The organism is uncultured Arcticibacterium sp., from assembly GCF_964021845.1.
GTDB lineage: Bacteria > Bacteroidota > Bacteroidia > Cytophagales > Spirosomataceae > Arcticibacterium.
Map to the genome: position 1 here is coordinate 344,986 of NZ_CAXHZC010000005.1, position 12,466 is coordinate 357,451.

General features: G+C 37.6%; 10 protein-coding genes. 2 read left to right on the top strand and 8 right to left on the bottom strand.

Translation table 11 applies throughout. The features are described from left to right. Positions 1-350 precede the first annotated feature (350 nt). The 8 genes from AADJ06_RS15925 to miaB all read right to left on the bottom strand — a co-directional run bounded on the left by AADJ06_RS15925 (position 351) and on the right by miaB (position 7,636). Positions 351-1,166 (bottom strand): hypothetical protein, encoded by an 816-nt coding sequence (locus AADJ06_RS15925; RefSeq protein WP_341227473.1) that lies wholly within the window; start codon positions 1,164-1,166, stop codon positions 351-353. A gap of 130 nt (positions 1,167-1,296) precedes the next feature. Continuing rightward, entirely contained in the window at positions 1,297-2,931 is a 1,635-nt protein-coding gene (groL, locus tag AADJ06_RS15930; RefSeq protein WP_341227474.1) for a chaperonin GroEL, read from the bottom strand. Between the two features lie 104 nt (positions 2,932-3,035). Beyond that, a complete protein-coding gene (locus tag AADJ06_RS15935; protein ID WP_341227475.1) occupies positions 3,036-3,311 on the bottom strand; it encodes a co-chaperone GroES in 276 nt (91 codons plus the stop codon). A 254-nt stretch (positions 3,312-3,565) separates the two neighbouring features. Then, a complete protein-coding gene (secG, locus tag AADJ06_RS15940; RefSeq protein ID WP_341227476.1) occupies positions 3,566-3,922 on the bottom strand; it encodes a preprotein translocase subunit SecG in 357 nt (118 codons plus the stop codon). 104 nt (positions 3,923-4,026) lie between these two features. Then, positions 4,027-4,362 carry a hypothetical protein gene (locus AADJ06_RS15945; protein WP_341227477.1) on the bottom strand — a complete coding sequence of 112 codons (336 nt, stop codon included), beginning with the start codon at positions 4,360-4,362 and terminating at the stop codon, positions 4,027-4,029. After that, positions 4,356-4,853 (bottom strand): LptE family protein, encoded by a 498-nt coding sequence (locus tag AADJ06_RS15950; RefSeq protein WP_341227478.1) that lies wholly within the window; start codon positions 4,851-4,853, stop codon positions 4,356-4,358. Before AADJ06_RS15950 ends, AADJ06_RS15945 begins: the two co-directional genes overlap by 7 nt. Before the next feature lie 25 nt (positions 4,854-4,878). Then, entirely contained in the window at positions 4,879-6,195 is a 1,317-nt protein-coding gene (locus tag AADJ06_RS15955; RefSeq protein ID WP_341227479.1) for a sigma-54 dependent transcriptional regulator, read from the bottom strand. Between the two features lies 1 nt (position 6,196). Next, the gene (gene miaB / locus AADJ06_RS15960; RefSeq protein WP_341227480.1) at positions 6,197-7,636 is read right to left on the bottom strand and encodes a tRNA (N6-isopentenyl adenosine(37)-C2)-methylthiotransferase MiaB; all 1,440 of its coding nucleotides are present in this window, start codon (positions 7,634-7,636) and stop codon (positions 6,197-6,199) included. A gap of 203 nt (positions 7,637-7,839) precedes the next feature. Between miaB and AADJ06_RS15965 the strand changes: the two genes are divergently transcribed. Then, positions 7,840-11,097: a SusC/RagA family TonB-linked outer membrane protein gene (locus tag AADJ06_RS15965; RefSeq protein WP_341227481.1), complete on the top strand. Its 3,258-nt coding sequence runs from the start codon at positions 7,840-7,842 to the stop codon at positions 11,095-11,097. Between the two features lie 3 nt (positions 11,098-11,100). Then, on the top strand, positions 11,101-12,414 hold the full coding sequence (locus AADJ06_RS15970; RefSeq protein ID WP_341227482.1) for a SusD/RagB family nutrient-binding outer membrane lipoprotein: 1,314 nt from the start codon (positions 11,101-11,103) through the stop codon (positions 12,412-12,414). Positions 12,415-12,466: the final 52 nt, after the last annotated feature.

Below are 12,466 nucleotides of genomic sequence, written 5' to 3' on the forward strand. Positions count from 1 at the left end.
TTTAGTAATATTCGTGATTTGCGTTTGTTTGGAGGCGAGTGTTATTGATCAAAAAAAATCTTAAACTTCGTGTTTAGTATTTTTCTCTTTTCAGCTTTAGCTGCACGCTTTTCTTTCAAGGTTTATCTTTTTCTTTAGACATGATTCTTGATGTGAAAAAACTATGTATTTAGGTACCACAAAGCTTAGTACTTTTAAATATTTTACACCAAGAATAAGTATTCTTAAATATGTCTCATGTTTCAGATATTACTACTAAAAAAAGAGGCGTAGGAGATGATAAATCTTCCAAATCAGCTCAAAGCTGTACAAACTGATATTTTACCGTTTTAAGAAAAAGTAAGTGTATTTTAATCGCAGCGATACGTATAATTGGCGGAAGCTTGTCTGATTCTACCTTGAAAAACCTTTACAATGTCAGCCTTGGTAGGGTAATTATTTGAGTTATAGGTGTAGTCTGTAGATAACTCCGTTTTTCCATTATCATTTGTAATGGTCGACGAAGTGACATTGTTTTTATTTACAAAGTTCGTGTAGTTGTTATCCCCCTGAATTAGCGTATATACCATAAAGTAAGATAATATCTGTCCTAATCGTTGGTCTAAAAATGGACTTTTCTTATCGTCAAAAGTATGATTTACTAGCAATACCTCGTCGGTAAAATCTGTCTTTCTCAGTACTCTAGTTACATTATCATTCTCATTGTATTCTAGAACCACATCGGCAGGCTGGTTAAAAATTGGTAAACTAAGCGATAAAGCCGTTAATCTATTTTTAGCATCATATGTCATGGTGGTAGGATAATCAAACGGTCCTCTTGCATCTTGCCCTTTAAAGTTTATTCTAGAAAGATTACCTTTTCCATCAAAAGTGAATATGATTTTTGAACTTGGGTCAATAGTCAGTTCGGCACCTGTGAGAAGGTTTCCGTTATATAAAAGTTTATCAAAACTCGGTAAGTTTCCTTTGATGGTGAGAGCACGATCTTCGTCATACTCTACCACAAATGTTAAACCGTCTGAACTGTCCAGTGTTTTGATTTTACAATCATCACTCAGTGTAGGGCCTTCCTCTTCATTTCCATCAAAAGGAACAATATTTAAATCGACTATTTTATTACAGCCGATAGTAGTGATTAGGAGAAAGAATAATATGATTCTATACATTTTAAGCAAGTTGACCTTTATCATGTAGAAACTTATTACACAAATATTGTGCTAAAGTATTCCAAAACAAAAAAGAGGTTGACCAATATTGGCCAACCCCTCATTTTATAAGTCTTAAAGTGAGAATGAATTACATCATTCCACCCATTCCTCCACCAGGAGGCATGTGAGCATGGTCACCACCTTTCTCTTCTGGAATATCAGAAACTACAGCTTCTGTAGTTAATAATAAACCTGAGATAGAAGCAGCATTCTCAAGAGCCAAACGAGTTACTTTAGTTGGGTCAATAATACCCGCCTTGATAAGATCTTCGTATTTGTCTTCACGAGCATTATAACCATATGCACCTTTACCGTTTTTAACTTCCATTACTACTACAGAACCTTCTCCGCCGCAGTTAGCTACTATAGTTCTTAATGGAGCTTCAATAGCTTGTCTTATGATAGCAATACCTGTTTCCTCATCAGGAGTAGAACCTTCAAGACCTTCAAGAGCAGCTTGAGCTCTGATAAGGGCAACCCCACCACCAGCTACAATACCTTCTTCTACTGCCGCACGGGTAGCGTGAAGTGCATCGTCTACTCTATCTTTCTTTTCTTTCATTTCTACCTCAGTAGCTGCACCTATATAAATAATGGCAACACCACCAGATAATTTAGCTAAACGCTCTTGAAGTTTTTCTCTGTCGTAGTCAGATGTAGTCGTTTCAATCTGAGCTTTGATTTGATTAACTCTTCCAGCAATAGCATCTTTATCACCGCTTCCGTTAACAACAGTTGTGTTGTCTTTGTCTACAATGATTTTTTCTGCTTGACCCAATAATGTGATGTCAGCATTTTCTAATTTGAATCCTCTTTCTTCAGAGATTACAGTTCCGCCAGTTAAAACAGCGATGTCTTCTAACATTGCTTTTCTTCTGTCACCAAAACCTGGAGCTTTAACAGCACAGATTTTCAATGAACCACGGATTTTGTTAACTACAAGTGTAGCAAGAGCTTCACCGTCAACATCTTCTGCGATAATCATTAAAGGACGAGAAGTTTGAGCAACTGCCTCTAATACAGGAAGAAGTTCTTTCATAGAAGATACTTTCTTCTCAGAAATAAGGATGAATGGGTTCTCCATTTCAGCTTCCATTTTCTCTGCATTAGTAACAAAGTATGGAGAAAGGTAACCTCTGTCAAACTGCATTCCTTCCACAGTTTTTACTTCAGTTTCTGTTCCACGAGCTTCTTCTACAGTAATTACACCTTCTTTTCCTACTTTTTCCATCGCATCAGAAATCATTTGACCGATTTCAGCGTCGTTGTTTGCAGAAATAGAAGCTACTTGTGTAACCTCTTTTGAAGTAGAGATAGCGTTTGACTGTTTTGCCAAACTTCCAACAATAGCATGAACAGCTTTGTCAATACCTCTTTTAAGATCCATTGGGTTAGCACCTGCAGCTACGTTTTTAGCACCAATAGTGTAAATAGCTTGAGCTAATACAGTGGCAGTAGTAGTACCGTCACCAGCTTGGTCAGCAGTTTTAGAAGCAACTTCTTTAACCAACTGAGCTCCCATGTTTTCAATAACATCTTTAAGCTCAATTTCTTTTGCTACCGTAACACCATCTTTAGTGATAGCAGGCGAACCGAATTTTTTATCTATGATAACATTTCTTCCTTTTGGTCCTAATGTTACTTTGACAGCATTGGCAAGGGTGTCAATTCCCTTTTTCATTCTATCTCTAGCTTCGGTATCGAAGTGAATTTGTTTTGCCATGATTTCTTTAAAATTTTATGTTTTGAATAATTTAGTTTCCTAGCACAAACTAGGTCGACTTTTCATTCCTTTCCTTTGGGTCAGGTTATAACGGTGTCTAAACCTTATACTATTGCGAAAATATCTGACTCACGCATGATCAAATACTCTTTTCCTTCTACACTAAGCTCTGTGCCAGAATATTTTCCGTAAAGTACATTGTCACCAACTTTCACAGTAACTGGTTCATCTTTTTTTCCTGGGCCTACAGCCACTACAACTCCTTTTTGAGGTTTTTCTTTTGCAGTATCAGGTATGATGATTCCGAATGCTGTTTTCTCTTCAGCAGCCGAAGCTTCTACTAATACTCTGTCCGCTAAGGGTTTCACGTTTACTGACATAGTTTTTATTAAGTTTTAAATTGTTTTATCGGTTATAAACACATCAACAGATGAACAAACTATCTGCCAAAGGGTGACAAAGGTATACTTTCCTGCCATTTTTTCAGGTTGCGTACTTTCTTTGTAGTTTCAGACCTGACAGGCTTCCTCATGACGGCGTTTAATTATGCTATAATGTCACATTTAAATAATTTATATGACAAAAAAAATAGCCCAAGCACTGCTTGGGCTATTCATAAAATATTTTTGCTTGACTATTCAGCAGGAGCTTCTATTGGAGCTGTTAAACCTGGAGTAGGAGTGGTGCTTGGTAAAGTAGGAGCAGTAGGAGCAGCTTGAGAACTTTCTACATCAAGAGCACTATTACCTGCAGAGGTTTGAGTGTTTTGTAAATACAAACCTGTAAAAAGAGACCCCACAATTATGAATGTGAAGAAACCCCAAGTAAGCTTTTCTAAGATATCACCGGTTTTTTGAACACCAAACATTTGTGAGGTAGCACCGCCACCAAACTCGCTTGATAATCCACCACCTTTTGGGTTTTGAACTAAAATTACCACTATCAGCAATAATGCTGCAATGACCATCAAAATTAAGATTGTATTTATCATCTATTCTAAAATTATAATTCTCGTTTTTCTAAAACTGGCTGCAAAATAAATACTTTTTTCTTACAAAAGCATTACACCTGAGCCATAACTTATTCTGAAATGATTTAAGAAGGGGCGTTTACCGCTTTATAATGCTTGAGAAAGAGCTTGATTTTTTCTTCAAGGCTGTAATTATCTATTTCTTCTTGCCTAATAGTTTTTACTTTGACGCTTTCTGGTTCATAAAATATTCTTTTGCCGTTCCATATAGCCCGCTCCTTTTCAAAGTTTTCTCCACTTGCACCAAATTGTTCTCCAACCAGAATAAAAGCCTTTCTCAAGAGGTCAAAGTCTGGAAATCTATCCAATAGCTCCGCCAATTTTTCAAAATCAAGTGGTGTAGCTTTCTCTGGTTCATTGCATAGTTTGAGAAGTAGTTCCGTATCATTGCTCTTTACCATTGTGCAGCCGTATCGTTAAAAATATTAAGAACTAACTGGTCTATAATGGTTGGAACTAAACGCCCTTCCACATCACTTAGAGATTGCTCCTGCGGAAAATCTTGGTAAAAAGAAAACTCTTTATCAAAGCTATCGTCTTCGTTTTGGGTATTTTGAAAAGTAACTTCTACCGCGACTGTAAGCCTGTTAGAAGCCGCTTGGTCAGTAGCACTGGTAGCTACAGGTGTCATTTCATAAGTAATGATAGAACCTGCTAAAAACAAGTCGCCATCATTCGGAACTAACTTAAGGTTAGTATTTCGCTGGTAATATTCTTTCAATGCTTCATTAAAATCAATTGCCAAGTTTTGAGGTCCACCGGCAGTGGCCACACCGAAGTTTTGAATAGTAATAGTTTCTAAATCAGGAGATAAGGATGTTCCTGTAAAAGAGTAGATACCACAACTTTCAAAACAAAAAGAGAAGAATAGCAGAATACAAATTTTGGACATTGACAAATTTGATGCTTTATGAGTACTATTTTTCATCTTCAATATCATACTGTTTTATTTTACGATATAATGTTCTTTCAGATATGCCTAAGTCCATGGCAGCATATTTTCTTTTGAAGTTGTTTTTACGCAAAGCCTTTAGAATCATTTCATTCTCATTTTTCTCTAGTGAAAGCGACTCTTCTTCCATTTCGTGTGTAATGTCTTCAATATTGTTACGCTTGCCTTGAAGGTTGTCAATAGTCACTACGGTTTTATCGTCTTCTTTAGTATAAATAGGGTAAGGACTTTCTTCTTCTATTTCGCTCGAAACCGTAGCCAAACCAGTGCCTTCACTTTGGAGCTCTTGAAACAGTCCAGCATTTTCATGCACAAACTCATCACTTACATGTCCACCTTTAAGCATACCCAAAACCAGTTTTTTGAGTTCGGTTACATCTTTACGCATGTCAAAGAGTACTTTATAAAGTATTTCTCTTTCTGAAATGTCACTACTCTCTTGACCGCCAAACTGTCTTATTAAAGCAGGTAAACGGCTTGTTTGGTTTTTAGGAATGTACTTTTCTAAAGATTCTGCATTGATAATACGCGAAGGTTCTAGAAGTGTTATTTGCTCTGCAATATTTTTTAATTGACGAATATTTCCAGGGAAACGAAATGAAGTCAGTACTTTCCTAGCAGCTTCAGTTAATTCTACTGGCTCAATATGGTTTTTTTCAGCAAAGTCAGAAGTAAACTTTATAAATAGTAGCTCCATGTCAAAACCTCTATCTCTCAATGGAGGTACAGAAATAGGCACAGTATTTAGTCTATAATAAAGGTCTTCTCTGAATTTTCCTCGTTCCACAGCCTCCATAAGGTTGACATTGGTGGCAGCCACTACACGAACATTGGTTTTCTTAACCTTTGAAGAGCCTACTTGAATAAATTCTCCATTCTCAAGTACTCGCAAAAGCCTTGATTGTGTACCTATCGGCATTTCACCTATCTCATCCAGAAATATTGTTCCCGAATCTGTAGTTTCAAAGTAACCTTTTCTGTCATCTAATGCTCCTGTGAAAGCTCCTTTGGTATGTCCAAAAAGTTCAGAGTCAATGGTTCCTTCTGGAATAGCTCCGCAGTTGATAGCAATGAATGGTCCGTGTTTTCTTGAGCTTAAGCCATGAATTATTTTAGAAAAAGATTCTTTACCACTTCCACTTTCACCACTAATTAAAACTGTTAAATCAGTAGGAGCTACCTGAACAGCAATATTAAGAGCGTAGTTAAGTGATGAAGCATTACCTATAATGCCAAATCTGTTTTTAACAGCTTGTATTTCTGGGGTATTGCTATTTGTCATATTAAACGAGTTCTTCAGTTAAGGCTATGCCCTTTAAAGTGGCGGATGTACATTCGGTAATTTTTACGTGTACATAATCACCCTTTTTGAAATTATCTTTAGGAATAATAACCATTTTGTTGTCATCCGTGCGACCTTGCAAAAAGTCGTCTGAACGTTTACTAGTACCTTCAATCAAAATTTTCTGGGTAGTACCTAAAGAAAGATTGTTTCTTTCCAATGCATGGCCACGCTGTTTTTGAATAATGTCATCCAGCCTTCTTTTCTTAATTTCTAGCGTTACATCATCTTCAAATTTTTTGGCAGCAGGCGTACCAGGTCTTTCAGAATAGTAGTACATATAACCGTAGTCATATTTTACATAGTCCATTAGGCTTAAGGTGTCTTGATGGTCTTCTTCTGTTTCAGTGCAGAAACCAGCAATCATGTCATGAGAAATACCACATTCGTTACCCAAAATTTCTCGAATTTTATCAATACGCTCCATATACCATTCTCTGGTATAGGTTCTGTTCATTAAATCTAAAATCCTGTTACTACCGCTTTGAGCAGGCAAATGGATATAATTACATACGTTATCATACTTTTTAATAGTATATAAAACCTCGTCTGTAATATCCTTTGGGTGAGAGGTAGAGAATCGTACTCTAAGTAATGGGTCAATATCCGCTACTAAAGCCAAAAGCTGAGCAAAGTTAGTTTCAACTTCGCCAGATTCGTTTTTCCATTTGTAAGAATCAACATTCTGGCCTAACAAGGTTACTTCACGGTATCCCTTATCAAAAAGGTCTTGAGCTTCCGCTACAATAGTGCTGGCACTTCGGCTTCTTTCGCGTCCTCTAGTATAAGGTACTACACAAAAGCTACACATATTATCACAGCCTCGCATAATTGACACAAAGGCTGTAACGCCGTTAGAACCAAGTCTTACCGGAGTTATATCTGCGTAGGTTTCTTCTCTTGATAAGAAAACGTTGACAGCTTTTTGACCACCCTCTACTTCATTAATAAGATTTGGTAAATCGCGGTAAGCATCTGGGCCTACCACCATGTCTACTATTTTTTCTTCTTCTAGTAATTGCGTTTTTAATCTTTCGGCCATACAGCCTAAAACACCCACTTTTACTCCTTTACGTCCTCTATTCCTAGCATTTATAAGGGCAAGTCTTTTTCTGACTTTTTGCTCGGCATTATCTCTAATGGAGCAGGTATTTAACAAAATTAAAGAGGCTTCATATTCTTTTGAGGTAGTGGTATAGCCTTCATCTCTTAGTATAGAGGTTACTACTTCGCTATCTGCAAAGTTCATGGCACAGCCATAACTTTCAATAAAGAGCTTTTTAGTCCCTACAGTTTCCTCATCCACAGAAAATCTAGCTTGTTCTAAACCAGCTTTTTCTTCGTCCGAGAGCACCTTTGCTTTTCCTTTTAAATCTTCCATGTATCCTTGCTTTTCCAAATTCAAATGCAAAGATACAAATGGCTGACAGAATGTCAGTCTATACAACCCAATTATTGTACGAAAGGTTAAAAAGGATTGTATGGCGGCTGTCTAAAAAATCAAATTTCAAAAAATGGTAGTTAGAATACAGCTTTTTTTACTGCAGCTACGTACTTTTAAGGACGATTACTTAATAAGAAACTATGAATTACAAACTTTTACTCAGCTTTTTGATTCTACCGTTTTACCATTTGTATGGTCAAACACAGATTACGGGAACGGTTAAAGGCGAAGGAGATGACTTTGGCTTACCCGGTGTAACGGTGCAGCTTCAGGGTACCCAAACTGGAACACAAACCGATGCGGAAGGAAAGTACAAGATTATGGCTAGTAAAGGTCAGAGCCTAGTTTTCTCTTTTATCGGCATGGAAAGAAAGGAGCTTTTGGTAGGAAATCAAAGCGTCATTGACGTATTGCTGATGGAGCAGGCTAATCAATTAAATGAAGTAGTAGTTTTAACAGCATTGGGTTTAGAAAGAAAAAAAGATGATGACCTTAGTTCATCAACTTTAATAGATGCCGCAGCTATTAAGCGTTCTGGCGAGTCAGGAGTAATACAGGGTCTTTCTGGAAAAACATCAGGACTGACCATTGTAAGAAATTCAGGAGACCCGGGAGCAGGAGCTTACATTCAAATAAGGGGACAAAATACTATTTCAGGGAGTTCGTCTCCTTTAATTATTCTTGATGGTGTTCCTATTTCAAACAGTAGTTCTGGCGGTGGTGTAGATGGGGTAGTGGGTCAATCTAGATTAAATGATATAAACCCAGACGATATTGCCAATGTAACCGTATTAAAAGGTGCAGCAGCTGCGGCTGTTTGGGGTACTGGAGCTGCGAATGGAGTAATAGTAATTCAAACTAAAAGAGGGAACCCTAGAGGAAAGAAAGTGACAGTAGACTTTACCAATATGACAAGTTTTGATGTCATTAATAGAGAGTTTGAACGTCAAGATAAGTTCGGACAAGGTAATCCTCTGTTACATGAAACAGGTAGAGCAAGGGATGCTTACACGTATATATGGAACCCTACATCAAGACTTTCTTGGGGAGATAGAATAGCAGACCGTATTGGAGGAGATGATGATGTTAGGGTAGGGAATAAGCGTTTTGAAGCGGCAGACGGTAATGTATATTTTCCTATTCTTACCAAGAATTCAACAAATACCTATTTGGACTCAAATAGAGACCAAGTTTTTCAAACAGGTTTTACATGGAATAAGTCTGTTAGCTTAAATTTTAATACAAACTCGGGGTCTACTTTTATGAGCTTTTCTAATTGGGACCAAAAAGGAATATTAAAAGCAAACTCTGATTACACTAGAACTACGGCTAGGTTAAATAACGAAACTAAACTGACCGATAAAATTAAGATAAGAGTGAATAGTAGTGTGACGCACTCTACATCTAACAGAATTCAGCAAGGGTCTAATTTGAATGGTTTTTATCTAGGTTACTTAAGAACACCAGCCGATTTTGACAACCGTGACTATATAGGAACTTATTATGACAACGATAATGTGGCTACGCAAAATGCTCATCGTTCGTACATTGGGAATGATAGAAACTTAACTTATTTGGGAGAAGGAGCTCCATTTTATCCAAATCCAGGTTGGGTAGTTAATCAACAAGAGAACCCAAGTGAATTGCATCGTTTCCTTTTTAATCCGGAATTTAACTGGAACATTATGAAAGGAATAAGTTTCACAGCCAGATATGGTTTTGACTATTACAACCAAACGAGAGATTCATGGTTTCCTGTAAACTCTTCGGGAGACCTTTTTGAAGGTTCTTATGGTAGAAGCGAAACCACCGAAAGAAATACGTCTGTTAATGCTTTCCTGAATGGAACACACCTAATTAATTCAGATTTGAACTTCTCTTGGATTACTGGAGTACAATTTGAAGACGGTTTTTATACAAGTTTAGGAGGTAACTCCACCATCTTTACTAATCCTTTTGTGGGTGATTTAAGAACTTTCGGTAATGCAGAAGCTGCCAACGAAACACCAAGTTTAACCAGGCTTCGTCAAAGGAAGTCAGGTGTTTATGCAGTACTGAATTCTGAATTTAAGAATCAATTTTATTTTGAATTAACAGGTCGATACGAATTGCCATCCACTTTAACAAAACCAGTATTTTATCCTAGTGCTTCGCTTGGTTGGGTATTTACTGAACAATTTAATAGCAATTTGGTAACTTTTGGTAAAGTGCGAGCTTCTTACGGTGAAGTGGGAATTGAACCTATTTCTTATGCCAATCAAACTTCTTATGCAGCTTTTGACAGAGGAAGCTCTTGGGGTGATGCCTTGTCGGCTGCAGTTTACGGGAACCCATTTGGGCGTAGTTCTAATTCAGGAAACCCTGGCTTAACACCAGAAAGAGTAAGAGAATACGAGGTAGGAACTGATGTTCGTTTTTTCAATGACAAAGTTTCGCTTGGAGTTACGTATTATGATAGAAAAACAGACAAAGCACTTTTAGCAGTTGATTTAGCTCCATCCACAGGATTTACCAGTGTGTGGGATAATGCCGCGGTAATTACCAATAAAGGTTTAGAAGTAGACATGGGTTTTAGAATTGCTAAGTTTAAAGACATTGAGTGGCGAATTGATGCTAACTTCTCTACCAATAAAAACATGGTGGAATCGCTCAGCGGTGTAAAATCTGTTACGCTTAACGGTTTTACTGGCACATCGTCTCGTGTAGTGGAAGGCGAACCTTTTGCAGCATTGTGGGGAGGTAAATGGGCAAGAGATGATAGAGGAAATATTGTTTTAAATGCTAATGGCTTTCCAGAAGTAGCCGAGGAAGAAGGTGTTATAGGTGACCCAAACCCTAAATGGAAAGGTGGTTTGGGCTCAAATATCAGCTGGAAAGGGTTGAGCTTGTCATTCCAATTTGAAACATTCCAAGGAAACGACATTTGGGCTGGAACTGAAAGTATCTTAAAGTATTTTGGTGTGCATCCTGAAACGGCAAATGAGTTTTTTACAGAAACGGACATGAGAACAGTAGATGGTAGAATAGTAGCTGCTGGAACTTTAGTAAGAGGGAATGTGACTGATTTTGGAGCAGGGAATGTACTTCTGGATTCGGAATGGTATACAGGTGTAGGTGGTGGTTTTGGTACGGTATCGGAGCCGTTTATTGTTGACGGTAGTTGGACTAAGCTAAGGGAAGTTACCCTAGCTTATGATTTACCTCAAAATTTAATTTCAAAGGCAAAATTGAGCAGAGCGTCATTATCCTTATCAGGAAGAAACCTATTTATATGGTCTCCGCTACAGTATGTTGACCCTGAGGTAAATTTAACGGGTAGCTCAAAAGGAAGAGGTTTAGAATACTTTACCAACCCAGGGACGGGTTCGTACATTATATCATTAAAATTAGGAATTTAAGAGATGAAGAGATTAGTAATTATAGCACTTAGTTTATTTGTTTTTTCCTGTGAAAAGTATTCAGAAGGTTTAAATGTAGACCCAAATAACTTTACAGATGCTCCTGGAGAGTCTATCATAGGGCAAGCTAACCTTACCTGGGTACTCATAACGGAGGGAGAAGCTTCTAGAATGGCAGGTATCTTTTCTGACCAATACACTGGCTTTAGTAATCAGTTTATAAATTATAACGTTTACGATGTCAAATCATCTGACTTTGACGGAATCTGGAATAATAACTATGCTGGGGGAATAGCTCAAACCAGAATTGTTCAGGAAAAAGCGATTGCCGCAGGTAATAATCGTTTGTTAGGTGTAGCTCAAATAGTGGAAGCTGTGATGGGTGCTGATTTGGCGGCATTGTTTGGCGATGTACCTTTTTCTCAAAGTGCCTTGCCAGTAGATTTTCCAGACCCTGCTTTTGATGATCAGTTAGCTGTTTTTGAAGCTGCTCAAAATTTACTGTCTTTAGGAATTGAGAATGTAGGCAATGCCAAAGTGAGCGATTTATATGGGAGCCCTATTTTTGTAGAGAATAATGCCACGTGGGCAGAAGTGGCTCACACATTAAAAGCAAGATATTATTTGATTACAAAAAACTATGCAGCCGCACGTGATGAAGCCAAACTTGGAATTTCTGGTAATCAAAGAAGTTTATTGTCGTTTCATTCAGATATTTCTGGGCAAGAGAATCTTTATTATCAATTTGGTATAGAGCAGCGTGGCGGGTATTTGACAGCCACAAGGTCTCATCTAAGAAAACTAATAAACCTTTCAGATATTTCGGTTGACCGCCTTCTGTATACACCAGGAGAAGAAGCAAGAACTGCTCATTATTTCTCAGGAAACGAGTTAAATTATAATGAGGGTGGATATTTTGCAAAAGACGCTTCTTATCCAATAGTAGATTGGTATGAAAATCAATTGATTTTGGCTGAAGCTGAATACAGATTAGGAAACGAAGAAGGAGCTAAAGCTGCATTTAATGCTGTTAGGCGTGAATTAGCTGTAAAATATAATGCAGATTTCCCAGAGATTTCTATCGGCGGAAATACTTTGTTGAGGGTTATTTTAGAAGAAAAGTATATTACCATGGTGGGTTCTCCGCAGGTTTATAGTGACCTCAGAAGAACCAACAATCTGGTGGGAGTACCCGTAAAGAGTAGTACAGCTCCTAACATACCTCAGCGTTTTTTATATCCAGAGGTTGAAATCAATACCAATAAAAGTTTTCCAGGGGTTATTGGGCTTTATATTCCCACTAAAGTTAACGAGTAAATTGGCTTATTAGCGGTTAAAGAAATACAGAGCTTTTAATTACAGCTCTGTA